General features: G+C 69.0%; 15 protein-coding genes. 3 read left to right on the forward strand and 12 right to left on the reverse strand.

Features of this window, described 5'->3' with window-relative positions; genetic code table 11:
- Positions 1 to 32: 32 nt before the first annotated feature.
- From AC07OZ_RS08645 to argS, 10 genes are all read right to left on the reverse strand, one after another.
- Positions 33 to 2,099 (reverse strand): GGDEF domain-containing protein, encoded by a 2,067-nt coding sequence (locus AC07OZ_RS08645; RefSeq protein ID WP_495466745.1) that lies wholly within the window; start codon positions 2,097 to 2,099, stop codon positions 33 to 35.
- Positions 2,096 to 4,219, reverse strand: a complete 2,124-nt coding sequence (locus tag AC07OZ_RS08650; protein WP_495466746.1) for a GGDEF domain-containing protein — start codon at positions 4,217 to 4,219, stop codon at positions 2,096 to 2,098. The genes AC07OZ_RS08645 and AC07OZ_RS08650 overlap by 4 nt, the downstream gene beginning before the upstream one ends.
- Positions 4,220 to 4,290: 71 nt before the next feature.
- Positions 4,291 to 5,577, reverse strand: a complete 1,287-nt coding sequence (locus AC07OZ_RS08655) for a solute carrier family 23 protein (RefSeq protein WP_495466747.1) — start codon at positions 5,575 to 5,577, stop codon at positions 4,291 to 4,293.
- 339 nt (positions 5,578 to 5,916) lie between these two features.
- Positions 5,917 to 6,546 (reverse strand): TetR/AcrR family transcriptional regulator, encoded by a 630-nt coding sequence (locus tag AC07OZ_RS08660; RefSeq protein ID WP_495466748.1) that lies wholly within the window; start codon positions 6,544 to 6,546, stop codon positions 5,917 to 5,919.
- 66 nt (positions 6,547 to 6,612) lie between these two features.
- On the reverse strand, positions 6,613 to 6,897 hold the full coding sequence (locus AC07OZ_RS08665; protein WP_495466749.1) for a type II toxin-antitoxin system antitoxin: 285 nt from the start codon (positions 6,895 to 6,897) through the stop codon (positions 6,613 to 6,615).
- Positions 6,898 to 6,915: 18 nt separating this feature from the next.
- Positions 6,916 to 7,542 (reverse strand): hypothetical protein, encoded by a 627-nt coding sequence (locus AC07OZ_RS08670; RefSeq protein WP_495466750.1) that lies wholly within the window; start codon positions 7,540 to 7,542, stop codon positions 6,916 to 6,918.
- A gap of 25 nt (positions 7,543 to 7,567) precedes the next feature.
- The gene (locus tag AC07OZ_RS08675) at positions 7,568 to 8,491 is read right to left on the reverse strand and encodes an SPFH domain-containing protein (protein ID WP_495466751.1); all 924 of its coding nucleotides are present in this window, start codon (positions 8,489 to 8,491) and stop codon (positions 7,568 to 7,570) included.
- A gap of 189 nt (positions 8,492 to 8,680) precedes the next feature.
- On the reverse strand, positions 8,681 to 9,361 hold the full coding sequence (locus AC07OZ_RS08680; RefSeq protein ID WP_495466752.1) for a thiol:disulfide interchange protein DsbA/DsbL: 681 nt from the start codon (positions 9,359 to 9,361) through the stop codon (positions 8,681 to 8,683).
- 117 nt (positions 9,362 to 9,478) lie between these two features.
- Positions 9,479 to 10,159 carry an SPOR domain-containing protein gene (locus AC07OZ_RS08685; protein ID WP_495466753.1) on the reverse strand — a complete coding sequence of 227 codons (681 nt, stop codon included), beginning with the start codon at positions 10,157 to 10,159 and terminating at the stop codon, positions 9,479 to 9,481.
- Positions 10,156 to 11,886, reverse strand: coding sequence for an arginine--tRNA ligase (gene argS / locus AC07OZ_RS08690; protein ID WP_495466754.1), 1,731 nt, complete (start codon positions 11,884 to 11,886; stop codon positions 10,156 to 10,158). Before argS ends, AC07OZ_RS08685 begins: the two co-directional genes overlap by 4 nt.
- 86 nt (positions 11,887 to 11,972) lie before the next feature.
- On the opposite strand from argS, the gene AC07OZ_RS08695 reads away from it, so the two are divergent.
- On the forward strand, positions 11,973 to 13,355 hold the full coding sequence (locus AC07OZ_RS08695) for a serine/threonine-protein kinase (protein ID WP_495466755.1): 1,383 nt from the start codon (positions 11,973 to 11,975) through the stop codon (positions 13,353 to 13,355).
- A 167-nt stretch (positions 13,356 to 13,522) separates the two neighbouring features.
- A complete protein-coding gene (locus tag AC07OZ_RS08700) occupies positions 13,523 to 13,852 on the forward strand; it encodes a PsiF family protein (protein ID WP_495466756.1) in 330 nt (109 codons plus the stop codon).
- A 120-nt stretch (positions 13,853 to 13,972) separates the two neighbouring features.
- On the opposite strand, the gene AC07OZ_RS08705 is transcribed toward AC07OZ_RS08700, so the two are convergent.
- Both AC07OZ_RS08705 and AC07OZ_RS08710 read right to left on the reverse strand, forming a co-directional pair.
- Positions 13,973 to 14,428: a DUF2214 family protein gene (locus AC07OZ_RS08705; RefSeq protein ID WP_495466757.1), complete on the reverse strand. Its 456-nt coding sequence runs from the start codon at positions 14,426 to 14,428 to the stop codon at positions 13,973 to 13,975.
- A complete protein-coding gene (locus tag AC07OZ_RS08710) occupies positions 14,425 to 15,360 on the reverse strand; it encodes a LysR family transcriptional regulator (protein ID WP_495466758.1) in 936 nt (311 codons plus the stop codon). The genes AC07OZ_RS08705 and AC07OZ_RS08710 overlap by 4 nt, the downstream gene beginning before the upstream one ends.
- Before the next feature lie 174 nt (positions 15,361 to 15,534).
- Between AC07OZ_RS08710 and AC07OZ_RS08715 the strand changes: the two genes are divergently transcribed.
- Positions 15,535 to 17,742: a malate synthase G gene (locus tag AC07OZ_RS08715; RefSeq protein WP_495466759.1), complete on the forward strand. Its 2,208-nt coding sequence runs from the start codon at positions 15,535 to 15,537 to the stop codon at positions 17,740 to 17,742.
- The last annotated feature ends 316 nt before the right edge of the window (positions 17,743 to 18,058 follow it).

Consider the following 18,058-nt stretch of genomic DNA (forward strand, 5'->3'; position numbering starts at 1 on the left):
TGTTGTGATCTTGGCCGCCCCAGTATGGGCGACTAGTCGGCGCCGGGCACCTCGGGGGACTCCGGACCCAGGATGGTCTGGAGCTGCACGCGCTCCGAGCTGCAGGCGGCGTCGAAGTCGGCCTCGATCTGGATCAGCGCCTGCGCGTCGCCGGCCGCGACGGTGACGATGCCGCGCGCCCGGTTGCGGCCCTGCGACTTGGCCGTGTAGAGCGCCATGTCGGCCCAGTTGACGGCCTGTTCCCAGTGCAGCGCGAGCTGCGCCGGCGGCAGCGGGAAATGCGCGAAGCCGATCGAGCAGGTCACCCGCAGCGGTCCCGCCGCAGTCTGCACCGGCGTCTCGCCGACGATGAACAGGACGCGCTCCGCGAGCAGTTGCAGCTGGTCCGGCGCGACATTGCGCGCGAAGACCAGGAACTCCTCGCCGCCCCAGCGCACCACCAGGTCCTCGGCCCGCACCGCCTGCGCGATGCGACGCGAGACCTCGATGATCACGGCGTCGCCGGCCGCGTGGCCGTGGCGATCGTTGACGTGCTTGAAGTGATCGATGTCGATCATCAGCAGCGCGCCGGTGAACATGTCCTTCGCGTGGCGGTCCATGACCGCGAGGAAGTGACGGCGGTTGGCGAGGTCCGTCAGCGGATCGCGCTCGCTCTGCGCGCGCAGCAGGCTCTGGTTGGCCTTCAGCTTGCGGTTGGCCTCGCGCACGCGCGCCAGCATCACGCCCATCAGGATCAGCGACAGCCCCAGCAGCGCCGCCAGCCCGACGCCGACGTACTGCGCCAGCCGGCGGTTGCCGAGCTCACGGTCCTTCAGCGTCTGCTCGCGGCGCAGCAGTTCCAGGTCGCGCTGCTTGGCCTCGCTGTCGTACTTCAGCCGCAACTGCTGCAGCGAGGACTCGCGGTTGCGGCGCGCCGTGTCCGCGCTCAGCGCACGCTCCTCGTGATACAGCCGCAGCGCCTCCTTGGCCTGGCCGACCTTCGCGTAGGCCTCGCCCAGTTCCCGCAGCTGCAGCGCGCGGCGCACGGGATCGAAGTCGCCCTGCGCCATCTCGAGGACCCGCGCGATCTCGCGCCGTGCCGGCTCGAACTGGCGCTGCTGGACCAGCGCCACCGACAGGTTGTGCCGCAGCGTGCGCTCGACCGTCTGGTCGTTGTAGGACTGGACGACCGGCAGCGCCAGCCGCGCGAGCTGGATCGCCTTGGCGGACTGATCGGTGTGGATGTAGGCGTCCAGCAGGTTGTTCTGCAGCAGCGCCACGTCGCGCCGGCCGCCCGCCTGCTCGGCCAGGCGCAGCGCGTCTTCCAGCGCGGACAACTGGGCGGTCCGGTCCCCGCGCCGGGACGCGACCATCGACTCGACCATCTTGGCGCGGCTCATCGCCGAGACGTCGCCTTGCGCGAGCTGCCATGCCTGCGCCATCCACTGCTGGGCCGCGGCGGACTCGTCCCTCACCTGGCTGTTGACTGCCAGTGAGCCCATCATCGTGCCGGTCACGCTGTGGTCCTGGATCGCCTGCGCCAGCGACAAGGCCCGCCGCAACGAGGTTTCCGCGAAGGCGTATTCGCCGCGCGCGCCCTGTGCCCGCGCCACCAGGCGCAGCGCCTGGATCATCACGCGCGCATCGCAGCCGGGTGGAATCGCCGGCGTCGACGTGGCCGGACAGGCCGGCGCCAGCTCATCCAGCGCCAGCTGCGCCATCTCGCCGGAGCGGCCGGTCTGCCCCTGCCGATCCTGCAGTTCAGCCAGCAGCAGACGCGACAGCGGCCGACCGCCCGGCCGCGCCTCCAGCTCGCGGGAGATGCGGCGCACGTCGTCGGGACGACCGGCCTGGACCGCGTTGCGGCCCAGCGCGTACTCGATGTGGAGACGGTGCGGCGCATGTGCCGGCTCCGCGAGCAGCGCGCGCAACTGCTGCGCCGCCTTCTCCGGCTCGTTGTAGCCGAAGCGGTCCAGCTGCGCGAGCTGCGCATCCAGCGCGCGATCGGGGATCTCCGCGAGCGCCAGGGTCGCGCCCAGGCCCAGCAGGACGGCCGTCAGACTCACTGTCCGGGCGACCGTCCGGACAGCCTTCAGGCAGGCACGCACTCCTGTCCTCATGCGCGCGGCTCCTGCGCAGGTCCGAGCAGGCTGACCAGCTGCACCTGGCCCTGGTGCCAGGCGGACTCGATGCGCCCGGCCAGCGCGAGCAGCTGATCGCGGTCGCGCGCCTGCATGGCCGCCACCCCGTAGGCCTTGTTGCGGCCGTGGGCCTTGGCCATGTACATCACGGTGTCGACGAGGTCGATGGCGCGCTCCCATTCCAGGGTCAGGTCTTGCGGCGCCATGGGGAAGCTGGCGAAGCCGACAGATGCGCTGATCGGGATGCGCAGCGATCCGTGGTCGACCGGCTGCCCGCCGATCTGGTCCAGCAGCCGCTGGCCCAGTTGACGCGCATCCTCCGTCGCCTCGGAGTTCACCAGGATCAGGAACTCCTCCCCGCCCCAGCGGACCACCAGGTCCTGCTCGCGCAACACGCCGCTCAGGCGGCGCGCGACTTCGACCAGCACGGTGTCGCCGGCCGCGTGGCCCCATTGGTCGTTGATGCGCTTGAAGTGGTCGATGTCGATCAGGAACAGGCTGCCGCGCAGGCCGCCCTCGCGGGTGCGCTGCGCGATGGCCTGCTGGAAGTGGCGCCGGTTCGCGAGCCCCGTCAGCGGATCGCGCTCGCTCTGCACGCGCAGCGATTCGTTGGTCTGCGCCAGCGCCGCATTCGTGCGGCGGATGCGCCGGTAGGCCAGCGCCAGCAGGGCGCCGGACAGCAGCACGCAGCCGCCGACCTCCGCCCACAGCTTCAGCTGCAGGTCGCGGGTGCGGATCTGCTCGGCCTTGAGGCTGTTGTCCTGGTTGAGCAGACGGATCTCGCGCTGGCGCTGCTGGTCCTCGAAACGCGCCTGCGCCTCCAGCACCGCCTTGCGGGTCTCGTCGCGCAGCACCTCGTCGAATTCCTTGCGCGACTGATGGAAGGCCGCGATTGCGCCGGGCAGGTCGTCGAACTTCTCCAGGTAGATGCCCAGTTCCAGCCAGGACTCCGCCGTGTAGCTGCCGGCCTCGCGCTGGGCGTCCATCGTGATGGCCTGCAGCACGTCGCGCTTGCCCTCTTCCAGCTTGCGCAGACCGATCTTGGCGATGCCCGAGTTGTGCCGCGCGAGGATCTCGGTCGAGATGTCGCCGCTCTCGTGCGCCAGGGCCAGGCTTTGCGTCGAGAGGTCCAGCGCGCGTGCGTAGTTGCCGGTGCGCAGCTCGTAATCCGCCAGGTTGCCCAGGGCCAGCGCCTGCAGGCCCTGGGCCTGCGCCTCGCGGGCGTACTGCAGCGCCTGCTCGCGGGCCTGCTGGCTGAGCTTCGGATCCTCGTCCTGCGAGTACACGATGCCCAGGATCGTGTGGACCGAGTACAGCAGCACCGGGTCGGGGTCCTGCTGCGCAGCCTGCAACGCCTCGCGCGCGGTGCGCTTGGCATGGTCGATCTGCTGGCTGCGGAAATAGTTGAAGGCGAGGGTCGCCTCGGTGGCCGCGGCGCGCCAGCGCGAGTCCATCGCCCGCGCCTGATCCAGCGCCTTCAAGCCGCTCTCGACCGCCGCGTCGACCTCGCCGTAATCGCCCTGGATGTAGGCGCGCAGCTCGGTGGCGCGCCACATCAGGCGCCGGTCGGCGGTGGCGGCGTCGATGTCGGACAGGCCGCCCAGCAGCCGCACGCCGGCGCCCAGTTCGCCGTTCGCCTTCAGCCACTGCGCGCGTGCCAGCATCAGCGCCAGCGGGATCTGTCCCCGCGTCGGCGCGGCCTCGGGCCAGGCCTTGAGCTGCTCGAGCGCCGCCTCGTGACCGCTGCGGTCGCGCAGCTGCGCGAGCAGGGCCGCGCGCTGGCTCAGCGCTTCCAGCCGCTCGGCGCTGCCCACCGCGGCGCGTGTCTCGATCGCCTGCAGCTCGCGCACATGCTCGCGCGGATGGGCTTGTCCGACGCGTTCCTGCTGTTCGAGCTCGGCCTGCAGCGCGCGATCCTGCAGGGCCGGACCGGCGGACGAGGCGGCCGGGGCCGCGCCATCGCCGGGGCCGCACCCGGACAGCAGCGGCAAGGCCAGGCTCACGGCGAGTGCCAGGGCCGCGGCGCGCACGCGTCCATCGGCCACGCCCGCCGACGACCGTCCGTCCACCGCTGCTCGCAACACCCCAACCTTGCTCATCGTGCTGATGTCGAGTTGTCCGTCTCGTTATTGGAAGCCCGGGTCTCCACACCCGTGCAGGCGGCGTGGGGTCAGTCCGTGCGGCTGCGCCGGAGCAGCGCATGCAACAGGATCGCGCCGAAGGTGGCAGTTCCGATGCCACCCAGGGTAAACCCACCCAGCTTCAGCGTGAAGTCACCCGTGCCGATCACCAGCGTGATCGCGGCCACCATCAGGTTGCGCGGGTCGCGGAAGTCGACCTGGTGGTCCACCCAGATGCGGGCGCCCGCGATCGCGATCAGGCCGAACACGACGATGCTGACGCCGCCCATCACGGCCAGCGGGATGGCCTGGATCAGCGCGCCGAACTTCGGCGAGAAGCCCAGCGCCAGCGCCATCAGCGCCGCGATGACGAAGACCGCCGTCGAATAGATCCGGGTCGCGGCCATGACGCCGATGTTCTCGGCGTAGGTCGTGACGCCCGTGCCGCCGACGGCGCCGCTGGCGATCGTCGCGAGCCCGTCGCCGATGAAGGCGCGACCGAGGAAGGGCGTCATGTCGCGGCCGGTCATCGCGCCGACCGCCTTCAGGTGACCGAGGTTCTCCGCGACCAGGATCAGCGCGACCGGCGCGATCATCAGCATCGCGGCGCCGTCGAAGACCGGCGCATGGAACTGCGGCAGGCCGATCCACGCCGCCGCCGCGACCTTCGACAGGTCGATCGGCGCGCCCAGGCCGAAACCGTTGGTCAACAGCGCGTAGATCAGGCTGGCCTGGATCAGGCCGGCGAGGATCAGCAGGCGTTGCAGCATGCCGCGCGCGAAGACCGCGACCACGGCGACGCTGACGAAGGTCGCTGCCTGCATCCAGGCGTCGAACGGCGTCGGCGCCATGTTCTTGATCGGCACCGAGGCGAGGTTGAGCCCGATCACCGCGACCACCGCGCCCGTCACGACCGGCGGCATCAGCTTCTCGACCCAGCCGCTGCCGGTGGCCGACACCAGCAGGCCGATGGCGGTGTACAGCACCCCACAGGCGATGATGCCGCCCAGCGCCAGCGGCAGGTTGGGATTGGGGCCGCTGCCGGCATACCCGGTCGCGGCGATGACCACGCCGATGAACGCGAAGCTCGAGCCCAGGTAGCTCGGCACGCGACCACCGGTCAGGAAGAAGAACAGCAAGGTGCCCACGCCGCTCATCAGCACGGCGACGTTGGGATCGAAGCCCATCAGCAGCGGCGCCAGCACGGTGGCGCCGAACATGGCGATCACATGTTGCAGGCCGAGCGCCGCGGTCTGCGGCCAGGACAGGCGTTCATCGGGAGCAATCGCCTTCTCGGGGCCGACGGTCACGGGCCGCCAGCGCATCAACCACGCCATGGACTTTCCTCAATGGGACAAGCCATCGAGTGTAAGGAGCGCTCATGGCATCGCCACTCCGGCTTATCCCGTGACCGGGTGGTGACGCGGGAGCGGGCGCGCGCTCAGAACAGCACCATGTCGCGGTTGCGCCGCGGCAGTTGCCGCATCAGCCGGCGCCAGGAGGCCCAGGCGCGCCACAACGCGCCGCCGGACAACAGACTCAGGATCAGCAGGATGGTCATGATCGACTCCTCGAAGGTCAGGAACAGGCGCCGCGACATGAGCCGCGAGCGACTTCGCACGATCGTGCGAAATTGGTGGAAGCGATGAGGCCGGCGCGGTTCATGTGCGGCGGCCTCAGGCGGGTGAAGCGGAAGACGGAGGGGCGTTCGTGACCAGCGCCGGCGCCATCAGGCGGCGATAGCTGGTCCAGGCCCGATCGACGGCATCCGGCGTGCGCAGGAAGCGCACCTCGCGGACGAGCGCGGTGAACAGCCCATCGAGCTCGAAGATCAACTGGTCAAGGTCGGCATCCGCGCGCAGCTGACCGGCGTCCTGCGCCTGGAGCAGCGTACGCCGCAGCGTGCCGCGCCAGCGGCGGACACCGTCCAGCAGGTGATCGCGCATCGCGTCGTCGCGATCGTCGTACTCGAAGGCGCCGGCCACGTAGAGGCAGTTGCCGTGCGGCCCGTCGACGCGATTCAACCAGGCGCGCACCATCGCATCCATCCGCGGCAGGCCGCGCGGCTCGCGCAGCGCGGGCAGGATGACCTCCTGCTGGAAAATCTTCTCGAACGCATCCAGCACCGCGGCCTGCAACGCTTCACGCGAGCCGATGCGCGAGAACACGCCGCTCTTGGACAGGTTCAGCCGCTTGGCCACCTCGCCGATCGACAGGCTGTCCAGCCCGTCCAGACGTGCCATCTCCAGCGCGACGTCGACGATGGCGCTCTGCGTCAGCTCACTGCGGGCAGTCTTGGCTTCCATGCGCCGCAATTTAGCACGGTCGTGCGAAGTCCGCTGGAGGCCTCGATGGCGGGGACGGCGGACGGGTTATTCGCCAGCGTTGCCGGCGCCGTCGGCGCTGCCGGGGACATCGAAGAGGCCAGAGCCTTCATCGCCCTCGCCGGAGGCGTCCCCCTCACCCGCCGGCGGACGACCCCGGCGCGGCGTGGGCGAGAGCGCCGGCTTGATGCCGCGGCGCTTGAGCGCCTCGCGCAGCAGCAACTCGATCTGCGCATTGGAGGACCGCAGCTCGATCGCGGCCAGGCGCTCGATCTCCTCCCACAACGCCGGATCGAGGCGCAGCGGAAACTGCTTCTTGCCGGGACTGCCCATCGCTGCGCCGCTCCGTCGTCAGCGCCCGGGACGGCGGTGAGGGGTGCGCGGTCTTTGACGATCGCCCTGCGATGCCGGGCGCTGCGATGGCGATGACATCGATGACCGCTCGGGCAGACGGAAGGTCCGCAGCACCACGCCCACCCAGGCCGCCATGGCCATCGCCCACACCACGCCGCCCACGATGGGGATCTCGCCACCCAGCGGCCAATGCATCACCGACGCCAGCACCATCACGGTCGACCCGGCCTGCGCCAGCACGATCAGCAAGCCCAGCGGCCACATCAGGCGACCCAGCGTGACCAGCGTCGACGCGCGGCGCTCCGGCGCCATCCAGTAGTCCTTGTTCGGCATGTTCAGCGCGCCGGTGAAGTGCCGGGCGACGAAGGCCACACCCCAGGTGCACATCGCGGGCACGAGGACGCCCATGCCGAGCGAGATCGCCACATAGGCGTCCCGGCTCCAGGTCTTGCCCCCATGGGAAGGATCCACCACGACGGCCGGCAAGGACCCCGCGGATAGCAGGATGAACGACAGGTGCGCGCCCCAGCACGCGACGAACAGGGCTCGCCACGGGCTCCAGCCGCCGCCTGTCGGCGAGGGGGGCGCCGCGGTGGTCCCAGTCGACGGATTGCGTGATGTCATGGCCATGCCTGCTCCCTGCGCGCACTCAGTTGTAGAGCGTGCCCGCGTTGATGATCGGCTGCGTGTCCTTGTCGGAGCACAGCACCACCAGCAGGTTGGACACCATCGCCGCCTTGCGCTCGTCGTCGAGCTGCACGATCTCGCGCTCGCTCAGGCCCTTGAGGGCTTCCTCGACCATGCTGACCGCGCCGTGCACGATCTTCTTGCGGGCGCTGATGATGGCTTCGGCCTGCTGGCGGCGCAGCATCACCTGCGCGATCTCCGGCGCATAGGCCAGATGGGTCAGCATGGCCGTCTCGACGCTGACCCCTGCGGGCTGGAGGCGCGCCTGCAGTTCGTCGATCATCGCGGCCATCACCTCGTCGGCGCCGGCGCGCAGCGTGATCTCCTGGCTGTCGATGTCGTCGCCCTCGTCGTAGGCGAACTGCGAGGCGACATGCCGGATCGCGGCCTCCGCCTGGATGCTGACGTACTGCTCGAAGTCGTCGACCTCGAACACCGCGCGCGCCGTGTCCTGGACCCGCCAGACCACGGCCGCGCCGATCTCGACGGGGTTGCCGCGCTTGTCGTTGACCTTCAGCGTCGGCGCGTCCAGGTTGCGCGCGCGCAGCGAGAGGCGGCGCTTGGCCATGAACAGCGGGATCGTCCAGCGCAGCCCGGACACGCGGTCGGTGCCGACATAGCGGCCGAAGAGCGTCAGCAGGCGCGCCTCGTTGGGCTGCTGGATGTACAGGCCCGACAGCAGGATCAGGCCCACCAGGATCAGCGTCACCTGCGTCAGGTCGATCGCCTCATGGCGGAACGAGGCGACGCGCCAGACGGCGAAGGCCAGCAGGCCCAGGCCGATCAGCAGCGCGGCGTAGCCATTGGCCGTCCCGGCGCGGCGCTCCATCGTCGCCGGCGCAGCGGCGCGCGACGGGGGGGTCTTCGGGACTGCGGTCGTGCTCATCACCAACTCCTCCAAAAAGGTGATATCACTTTAAGCCCCAGACACACGGTGCGCAAGTCCTGGCACCGAAAAAGCAGAAAGCGCCCACGAGGGGCGCTTTCGAAAGACTCCAGCCGGACTCTTTTGCCGCCTCGCTGGAGAGAGCGGGGGGTGAGGGCCAGCAGCCGGGGCAGTAGACGATCAGGCCGCTCAGGCGCCCTTGCGCGCCAGCGGCAGCAGATAGTTCGCGACGGCGATGCAACGCTGGCCGAGTTCTTCCTCGCTGACGCGCAGCCCGAAGCCCGCCATGGCCGGCGACGTCAGGAAACGCCCGCCGATCGCCACGCTGGGCACGCCGTCGATGTTGTACTGGTTCTGCAGCTTCTCGGCCTGCTGGCACTTGGACTGCACGGTGAAGGACTTGAAGGTCTCCTTGAACTTCGCCGGATCCACGCCCAGCGGCGCCAGGAACTTGGCCATCTCCTCCACATCGAGCAGGCTCTGGTTGCCGCGGTGGATGGCGTTGAAGATGGCGGGGCGCACCTGCGCTTCCTTGCCCATCGCCTCCAGCGTGAAGAACAGCTGCTGGTGGATCTTCACGTTGGCGCGGAAGGCCACGTGGACCTTGCGGTACACGACGTCCGCAGGCAGCTGCTTGGCCCAGGCCTCGATCGTCGGCTCGAAGACGTAGCAGTGCGGGCAGCCGTACCAGAAGAACTCGATCACCTCGACCTTGCCCGGCGTCGAGCCCGCCACCGGCGTGGCCAGACGCTGGTACTGGCGGCCTTCGACCGGGCCGCCCTGCGCCTGCGCCGGGGCGCCGGCCAGGAGCACACCACCGCCCGCGGCGGTCGACAGGGCCGTGAGGGTGTTGAATTCGCGACGCTTCATCTTCGATTCCTTGTTGGTTCCGCTGCGACCGGCGCCGCAGCGGCCGGCCATCCTAGAAAGTCAAACTTAGAGCGGCATTAACGTTGTACGGAGGCCGTTCGGGCGTGAGGCGGCCGCTCAGCGCTGGATCGCGACGAGGTTGGCTTCGACGCCGGCACCCTCGAGCTTCTTCTGCTGCGCCTCGGCTTCGTCACGCGTGTCGAAGGGTCCCAGGCGCACACGGAACACGGTGCGGCCGGATTGCTCGCGCTCCATCACCTTGGCGGCGAAGCCCTGGATCGCCAGCTTGGCGCGCTGCTGCTCGGCGTCCTCCATGCGCGTGTAGGCGCCGGCCTGGACGAAGAAGCTGCCGCGCGAGCCATCGGGCCGCGCGCCGTCGGCGGCGCGTTGCTCCGCCGGGCGCTGTTCCGGCTTCGCGGCCGGCGGCGTCTGAGCCTGCGGCTGGGCGGCGGGAGCGCGCTCCGCCGGGCGGCCTTCGACCGCCGGAGCCGGCGTCGAGCCGGTGGTGACCTGCGGCGCCTGCTGGGCCGGCGTCGGGGCCGGAACGACCGCCGGCGTCACGACGCCCGAGGCCGCCTTCGCGCCGGCGCGGCCGGCCAGCGGGGCGTTGGGATCCCAGTTCCGGTTGCGTTCGGCTTCCTGGGCGTCCTGCTCCGCGGTGCGCTGCGGCAGCTTGTTGACGAAGGGCACCGGCGCCTTCGTCACGTACAGGGCCACGCCCAGCGCGATCCCCAGCCCCAGCAGCAGGCCCACGATCAGGCCCATGGCGAATCCGCCGCGCTGCTTCTCTTTGCTCATTGCTGCTCCTGCGAGTCACGTTCCATCGCGTCCGGGGCCGACACCCCCAGCACCGCCAGCGCGTTGCGCATCACCTGCCGCGTCGCGGCCAGCAGCGCCAGGCGCGCGCGCGTCAGGGCCGGGTCGTCGCCCAGCACGCGTTCGGCGCCATAGTAGCTGTGCAGCGCGCCGGCCAGGTCGCGCAGATAGAACGCGACGTCGTGCGGGGCCAGGTCTTGCGCCGCGGCCGTCAGCATGCGGGGATAGTCCGCCAGCTTCAGCATCAGCGCGGACTCGGTCGGCGCCGTCAGCAGCGACAGGTCGGCGCCGGCGACGGCGGCCTCGTCATGGCCTTGTTCCGCGCCCTTGCGCAGCACCGAGCAGATGCGCGCATGCGCGTACTGCACGTAGAACACGGGGTTCTCGTCGTTGGCCTTGAGCGCGAGGTCGACGTCGAAGACGAACTCGGTGTCGGCCTTGCGGCTGATCAGGAAGAAGCGCACCGCGTCGCGGCTGGTCCAGTCGATCAGGTCGCGCAACGTCACGTAGCTGCCGGCACGCTTGGAGATCTTGACCTCCTGGCCGCCCTTCATGACCGTGACCATCTTGTGCAGCACGTAGTCGGGGAAGCCGGGCGGGATGCCGACGCCGGTGGCCTGCAGGCCGCCGCGCACCCGGGCGATCGTGCCGTGGTGGTCGCTGCCCTGGACGTTGATGCACTTGGAGAAGCCGCGCTTGAACTTGTTGACGTGGTACGCGACGTCCGGGACGAAGTAGGTGAACGTCCCGTCGGACTTGCGCATCACGCGGTCCTTGTCGTCGCCGTAGTCGGTCGAGCGCAGCCACAGCGCGCCGCCGTCCTCGTAGGTCTTGCCGTTGGCGATGATGCGCGACACGGCGTCCTCGACCTGGCCGCCGCTGTACAGCGAGGACTCGAGGAAGTAGTTGTCGAAGCGCAGTCCGAACGCCTGCAGATCCAGGTCCTGCTCGTGTCGCAGGTAGGCCACGGCGAACTGGCGGATGCCGTCCAGGTCGTCGATGTCGCCGGAGGCGGTGAACTCGCGGTCGTCCGCCTTCACCGTCTCCTTGCGCAGGAAGGCGTCGGCGATGTCCTGGATGTAGTCGCCGTTGTAGGCCGACTCGGGCCAGCCGTCGTCTCCCGGCTTCAGGCCCTTCAGGCGCGACTGCGTGGACTGCGCGAGCGTCGCGATCTGCACGCCGGCGTCGTTGTAATAGAACTCGCGGCTGACCTTCCAGCCCTGCGTCGTGAACAGGTGGCAGAGCGAATCGCCCAGCGCCGCCTGGCGCGCATGGCCGACGTGCAGCGGGCCGGTCGGATTGGCCGAGACGAACTCGACCAGCGCCGACGTCTCGCGCGCGGGCTGGTGGCCGAAACGCGACGTCGCCGCGAAGACCTCGCCGACCACGGCCTGCCGGGCTGCCGGCTTCAGGCGGATGTTGATGAAACCGGGACCGGCGATCTCCAGCGCCTCGACCCAGCGCTCGAAGGCGGGCTGCGCCTGCAGCTGGGCGATCAGCGTCTGCGCCAGTTCGCGCGGGTTCTTCTTCAGCGCCTTGGACAGCTGCATCGCCGCCGTGCAGGCGAAGTCGCCGTGGGAGGCTTGCTTGGGGTTCTCGAAAGCGGCCGCGGGCGCGGCGGCGATGAGGCCGGCGGCGACGGCCTCCTGGCTCAGGCCCTGGAGCACGGTGCCGAGGGCGGTGAGCAATTCCTGCTTGGCTTGGATCATGGGGCCGCATTTTAGGGGACCTCCCCTGTAAGAGACCGTGCGCCCCTCTTGCCCGCACCCTCTCCCTGGGGCAGGATGGCCCTCCGATGAGCGCCTCCGACGATCTCCGTCCCTCCACCTTTTCCGACTCGACGCTCGGCGGACTGGCCGACCTGCCGGAGCAGATCGGCAAGTACCGCGTGCTGAGACGCCTGGGTGAAGGCGCGACCAGCGACGTCTTCCTCGCCATGGACGACTTCAAGGGCCAGGAGGTCGCCATCAAGCGCATGCGCGCCTGGTCGGCCGGCGGCCATACCGAGGAAGACACGCTCAGCATCCGCTTCTTCGCCGCGGAGGCTGCGCTGGCCGGACGGCTGCAGCACCCGAACGTGGTGCAGATCCTCGACGCGGTGCAGGACGGCGACCTGCCTTACCTGGTCATGGAGTTCGTCCACGGCGTCACGCTGAAGCACTTCTGCCGCAACGACCGGCTGCTGCCGCTGGACCAGATCGTCGAACTCGGCTTCAAGTGCGCGATGGCGCTGTCGTATGTGTTCCGCCAGGGCGTCGTGCACCGCGACATCAAGCCGGCGAACCTGCTGGCGGTGCTCGACAGCCAGGGTCAGGTCACCGATGTCAAGGTCAGTGACTTCGGCAGCGCGCTCAACCTGAATGCCGACATGACGCAGGTGCATCGCGTCGGCTCGCTGGCCTACATGCCGCCCGAGCAGATCGAAGGCGGCGACGTCGGCGCGCAGGCCGACATCTATGCGCTGGGCGCCGTGCTGTACCACCTGGTCAGCGGCCGGCCGCCCTTCGACGCGCCCAACCAGATGGCGCTGATGCATCAGATCTACCACCAGGCCCCGCAGCCGCTGCTGGGCCAGCGCGGCGGCGTGACGGCGGAACTGGACGCGGTCATCCAGCGGGCGCTCTACAAGCACCCGACCGAGCGTTATCCCGACTGGGAGTCCTTCGGCCAGGCGCTGTCGGAACTGGTCGCGAAGCAGCTGGTGCCGCTGGCGCGGCTCAACGAGGTGAAGGACTCGGAGCGTTTCAACCTGCTGCGCGGGCTGGAGTTCTTCGCGGGCTTCGGCGACGTCGAGCTCTGGGAGGTCGTGCGGCGCGCGCGATGGCGCCGTTATCCGCTCGACTACCCGCTGTTCAAGAAGGGGCAGGAAGGGAACACCTTCCACATCATCACGCAGGGCGAGGTCGAGGTCTGGCGCGACGAGGCGCTGGTCGCCACGCTGGGCACGGGGACCTCGGTCGGCGAGATGGCCTATCTGGCACCGAATCCCGATCTGCGCCGCCACAGCACCGACATCCGGGTGACCCAACTTTGCACAACCGTGTCCTTCACGCCGGAGTCGTTGGGGCAGCTGAGTCCCGAGTGCCAGCACCGTTTCGACCGGGCTTTCATCCAGGTTCTTGTCAGGCGGCTCCATCTCGCCCATGAGGCACTGGCTTCTCCACGCCGGATCATGTGAGTGGGCGTCTGACTTGTGTCTGCAGGTCAGCGTGGAATCGACGTCAACGCGTGCGAGTCACCCATTCTCTTGACGTGCGTCAACCGCTCTTGAGAGCCGTTCGTTGCTGTGCTCAACTGCCCGACAGGTCCTTCCCCAAACCCCCTGTAGCCCCGTAGGAGAGAGTGATGAAACACCTGACCCCGACCTCGCTGTTCGCCGGTGCCCTGCTCGCGCTGGCCGCGCTGGGCGCGCATGCCGCCGACGACGCCAAGAAGGAGCCGTCCGAGAAGCAGCTGAAGCAGCAGCAGCTGATGAAGAGCTGCAATGCGGACGCCAAGGACAAGTCCGGCGATGAGCGCAAGGCCTTCATGAGCAGCTGCCTCAAGGGCGAGACCGCTTCGGCGCCCGCGAAGACCGCGCAGCAGGCCAAGATGACGACCTGCAACGCCGATGCCAAGGGCAAGACCGGCGATGCGCGCAAGGCCTTCATGAAAGAGTGCCTGTCGGCGAAGTGACGCAACGCCGCATTGGGCGCCCCGCGTCGTTGCAGATCCTCGCCATAGCGCCGCTATGGCTCCGGTCTGCGCCTAGCGGGGCATCCCAATGCGACGCCGCGTCACCTCGCCGACCGCGAGTTACTTGGTCAACACGCCCCGCGCGAGCATCACTGCCGCGATCGGGATCAGGATCAGCAGGTGCGCCTGCATCATGACGAGGCGGCGCGTGGCGCGCACCTCGGTCTCGCTGGGCAGACCGCCGCCGCCGTCGAGCGTCTTCAGCCAGCGACGATAGGTCAGCGTCGGCTTGATCGAGATCAGCCCGATCACGATGAACATCCCGAACTTGAAGTGCAGCAGCGGTTGGTGCCAGTACCAGCCCAGGCCCTTCATGCCCCACCAGGTGCGGGCCAGGCCGGTGAGCAGCACGGCCACCGCGGTCATGCCGTAGATCATGTCCAGCCGCGAGAGGCGGCGCACGACGGCCGGATTCATCCATTCGCTGCGGCACAGCGCCGCCTGACTCGACAGGAAAACGACCAGGCTGAGGATGGCCACGATGTGCAGGCCGGCGAGCAGGGCTTCGAGGGTCATGGGGTCTCCGCGGTGGAGGCACGCGCCCAGCTTCCCCAGTAGTCGGGGCTGCCGTGATGCTCCTTGAGGAAGTCTATCCAGAGCCTCACCCGCAACGGCAGGTGCTTGCGCTGGGGCAGCACGGCGAAGATGCCGTTGGGCGGCGCGGCGAAGTCGTCGAGCACGCTGACCAGCTCGCCGGCGTGCAGCGCCGCGGCCACTTCCCAGGTGCTGCGCCAGGCCAGTCCGAGCCCCTGCCGGCACCAGTCGTGGAGGACCTGACCATCGCTGCAGTCCAGTCGCCCACTGGGCCGCAGGTGCTGCACCTGCCCGTCGATGCGGAATGCCCAGCCGCGCGTCTGGCTCGCGTCGGAACTCAGCGTCAGGCATTCGTGCCGCATCAGCTCGGACGGATGCTTCGGCGTGCCGGCGCGCTTCAGGTAGGACGGCGCCGCCACGCACAGCCGCCGGTTATCGGCCAGCCGCATGCTGATCAGGCTGGAGTCGCTGAGGTCGCCGACGCGCACCGCGCAATCGAAGCCTTCGTTGACGATGTCGACGACGCGATCGCTGAGGTTCAGCGACACGCTGACCTCCGGATGCCGCGCCAGGAAGTCCGGCACCAGCGGTGCGACATGGCGTCGGCCGAAGCCCGCCGGCGCGGTGATCCGCAGATGGCCGCTGGCCTTCACGCCGCCGGCGCTGACGCTGGCCTCGGCGCTGGCGAACTCGGCGAGCAGGCGCTGGCAGTCCTCGAGGAAGGCGATGCCCTCGTGCGTCAGCGTCAGCTTGCGGGTCGTGCGCAGCAGCAGCTTCACGCCGAGCCGCGCCTCCAGCGCGTCGAGGCGGCGACCCATCACCGCCGGGGCCACGCCCTCGGCCTGTGCCGCGGCGGTCAGGCTGCCCTTCGTCGCGACCAGCGCGAAGGACTCGATCTGTTTGAGGCGGTCCATGAGCAACGATTGTTGGATCGTTGCACCGCCAGAAGCAATGAATGGCGACCCTATGCGTTGTTATTTGTGCAAAAAAGTCAGGGATCCTCGACCGGGGCCGACATGAATCAGCGCCCTCGCACGCCCTACAGTCAACGAATCGCTGAACCGTTGAACCGTCCTTTCGGAGCCGTCATGACCGCACGCAGCCAACACCACCGTCTCCAGGTCGATGCCGCCCTGGCCCGTTTCATCGAGACCGAGGCGCTGCCGGGCACCGGCGTCGAGCCGGCCGCCTTCTGGCACGGCTTCGATGCGCTGGCGCATGACCTGGCACCCAAGAACGCCTCGCTGCTCGCCGAGCGCGACCGGCTGCAGACCGAGATCGACGGCTGGCATCGCGCCCATCCCGGCCCGATCGCCGACATGGCGGCGTACCGGGCCTTCCTGAAGCAGATCGGTTATCTGGTGCCGCTGCCGGCGGATCCGAAGGCGACGACCGCCAACGTGGATGCCGAACTCGCGATCCAGGCCGGCCCGCAGCTGGTGGTGCCGATCCTGAACGCCCGTTATGCGCTGAACGCGGCGAATGCGCGCTGGGGCTCGCTCTATGACGCGCTCTACGGCACCGACGTCATTCCCGAGACCGACGGCGCCGAGCGCGCCGGCGGCTACAACCCGGCCCGTGGCGCGAAGGTCATCGCCTTCGCGCGCCAGGTGCTGGACCAGGCCGCGCCGCTGGCGGGCGCCTCGCACGCCGATGCCGCCGGCTACACGGTGGGCGGCACCGCGCTGACGGTGGCGCTGAAGGATGGCCGCACCGTCGCGCTGACCGATCCGGCCCAGTTCATCGGCTATCTGGGCGATGCCGACGCGCCGACGGCCATCCTGCTGCGTCACCACGGCATCCACCTCGAGCTCCAGTTCGATCGCAGTTCGACGATCGGCCAGGCCGACGCCGCGGGCGTCTCGGACGTGCTGATGGAATCGGCGCTCTCGACCATCCTCGACCTCGAGGACTCGATCGCCGCCGTGGACGCCGAGGACAAGCTGCTGGCCTACCGCAACTGGCTGGGCATCCTGCGAGGCTCGCTGACTGAGGAGGTCAGCAAGGGCGGCCGGACCTTCGTCCGCCGCCTGAATCCGGACCGCGTCTACAAGGCCGCCGGGGGCGGCGACGACGTCGTGCTGCCGGGCCGCTCGCTGCTGTTCGTCCGCAACGTCGGCCACCTGATGACCAACCCGGCCGTCCTGCTCGACGGCGGCCGAGAGATCCCCGAAGGGATCCTGGACGCCGTGATCACGACGCTGATCTCGGTCCACGACCTGAAGCAGCTGTCGGGCTCGGGGCTGCGCAACTCGCGCCGCGGCTCGATCTACATCGTCAAGCCGAAGATGCACGGCCCGGCCGAGGTCGGCTTCGCCAACGAGCTGTTCGGCCGCGTCGAGCAGTTGCTCGGCCTGCCGGCCTCGACGGTCAAGCTGGGCATCATGGACGAGGAGCGCCGCACCAGCGTCAACCTCGCGGCCTGCATCGCCGCGGCGCCGAGCCGCGTCGCCTTCATCAACACCGGCTTCCTGGACCGCACCGGCGATGAGATGCACACCGCCATGCTGGCCGGCCCGATGCTGCGCAAGGGCGACATGAAGGCCAGCGCCTGGATCCAGGCCTACGAGCGCAACAACGTGCTGACGGGCTTGAGCGCCGGCCTGCGGGGCCGCGCCCAGATCGGCAAGGGCATGTGGGCGATGCCCGACCTGATGGCCGCGATGCTCGAACAGAAGATCGCCCATCCCAAGGCCGGCGCCAACACGGCCTGGGTCCCGAGCCCGACCGCCGCCACGCTACACGCGCTGCATTACCACCAGGTCAGCGTGGCGCAGGTCCAGCAGCAGATCGAGGCCGAGGCGCCCGGCGTCGACCGCGCGGAGCTGCTGCAGCGCCTGCTCACGATCCCGGTGGCGGCTGACCCGTCGTGGAGCGACACCGAGAAACAGCAGGAGCTGGACAACAACATCCAGGGCATCCTCGGTTACGTGGTGCGCTGGATCGATCAGGGCGTCGGTTGCTCGAAGGTGCCGGACATCAACCAGGTCGGCCTGATGGAAGACCGGGCGACCTTGCGCATCTCGAGCCAGCACGTGGCGAACTGGCTGTACCACGGCGTCGTGACCGAACAACAGGTTCGGGCGACATTCGAACGGATGGCCGCCGTTGTCGATGGTCAGAACGCTGGCGACCCGTTGTACGAAGCCATGGCCGGCCATCCGAACAGCATGGCGTTCCAGGCTGCGCTCGATCTGGTGTTCAGAGGCCGTGAACAGCCGAGCGGTTATACCGAGCCTCTGCTGCACGCCTGGCGGCAGAAGCGCAAGGCGGCGGGAACCGGCGCGCAGCATTGAACGCCTGAACAACGGCAACCATCTGCAGCGAATCGCCGCCATCGTGCGGCGTACGTCCAAGACGATGACAGCGGCCTCCGGGCCGCTTTTTTGTGGGCGCCGATATCAATTCCAGCATTTCAATGATGCGGACTGGAATGACTTTAGGCACCCGGGTGCCATTCGGCATGCAGAGCTATGCGAACCGCGAACGTTCAAGCATGGGAAACCCTTAGGGGCGGGCCCCAGGGTCCTTGGCAATTCCTGTTCCTTAAAGTTTCTTCACTTACGTGCAGTGTCGGGTGACAACAATTCGTCGGCGCCGCAATCATTTTTG

Source organism: Roseateles sp. GW821-FHT09G03 (genome assembly GCF_059416045.1).

What these genes read in the sequence shown, in the direction of transcription:
- AC07OZ_RS08645 (WP_495466745.1), bottom strand. Translation starts at nt 2,099, where the DNA reads ATGAGGACAGGAGTGCGTGCCTGCCTGAAGGCTGTCCGGACGGTCGCC.
- AC07OZ_RS08650 (WP_495466746.1), bottom strand. Translation starts at nt 4,219, where the DNA reads ATGAGCAAGGTTGGGGTGTTGCGAGCAGCGGTGGACGGACGGTCGTCG.
- AC07OZ_RS08655 (WP_495466747.1), bottom strand. Translation starts at nt 5,577, where the DNA reads ATGGCGTGGTTGATGCGCTGGCGGCCCGTGACCGTCGGCCCCGAGAAG.
- AC07OZ_RS08660 (WP_495466748.1), bottom strand. Translation starts at nt 6,546, where the DNA reads ATGGAAGCCAAGACTGCCCGCAGTGAGCTGACGCAGAGCGCCATCGTC.
- AC07OZ_RS08665 (WP_495466749.1), bottom strand. Translation starts at nt 6,897, where the DNA reads ATGGGCAGTCCCGGCAAGAAGCAGTTTCCGCTGCGCCTCGATCCGGCG.
- AC07OZ_RS08670 (WP_495466750.1), bottom strand. Translation starts at nt 7,542, where the DNA reads ATGACATCACGCAATCCGTCGACTGGGACCACCGCGGCGCCCCCCTCG.
- AC07OZ_RS08675 (WP_495466751.1), bottom strand. Translation starts at nt 8,491, where the DNA reads ATGAGCACGACCGCAGTCCCGAAGACCCCCCCGTCGCGCGCCGCTGCG.
- AC07OZ_RS08680 (WP_495466752.1), bottom strand. Translation starts at nt 9,361, where the DNA reads ATGAAGCGTCGCGAATTCAACACCCTCACGGCCCTGTCGACCGCCGCG.
- AC07OZ_RS08685 (WP_495466753.1), bottom strand. Translation starts at nt 10,159, where the DNA reads ATGAGCAAAGAGAAGCAGCGCGGCGGATTCGCCATGGGCCTGATCGTG.
- argS (WP_495466754.1), bottom strand. Translation starts at nt 11,886, where the DNA reads ATGATCCAAGCCAAGCAGGAATTGCTCACCGCCCTCGGCACCGTGCTC.
- AC07OZ_RS08695 (WP_495466755.1), top strand. Translation starts at nt 11,973, where the DNA reads ATGAGCGCCTCCGACGATCTCCGTCCCTCCACCTTTTCCGACTCGACG.
- AC07OZ_RS08700 (WP_495466756.1), top strand. Translation starts at nt 13,523, where the DNA reads ATGAAACACCTGACCCCGACCTCGCTGTTCGCCGGTGCCCTGCTCGCG.
- AC07OZ_RS08705 (WP_495466757.1), bottom strand. Translation starts at nt 14,428, where the DNA reads ATGACCCTCGAAGCCCTGCTCGCCGGCCTGCACATCGTGGCCATCCTC.
- AC07OZ_RS08710 (WP_495466758.1), bottom strand. Translation starts at nt 15,360, where the DNA reads ATGGACCGCCTCAAACAGATCGAGTCCTTCGCGCTGGTCGCGACGAAG.
- AC07OZ_RS08715 (WP_495466759.1), top strand. Translation starts at nt 15,535, where the DNA reads ATGACCGCACGCAGCCAACACCACCGTCTCCAGGTCGATGCCGCCCTG.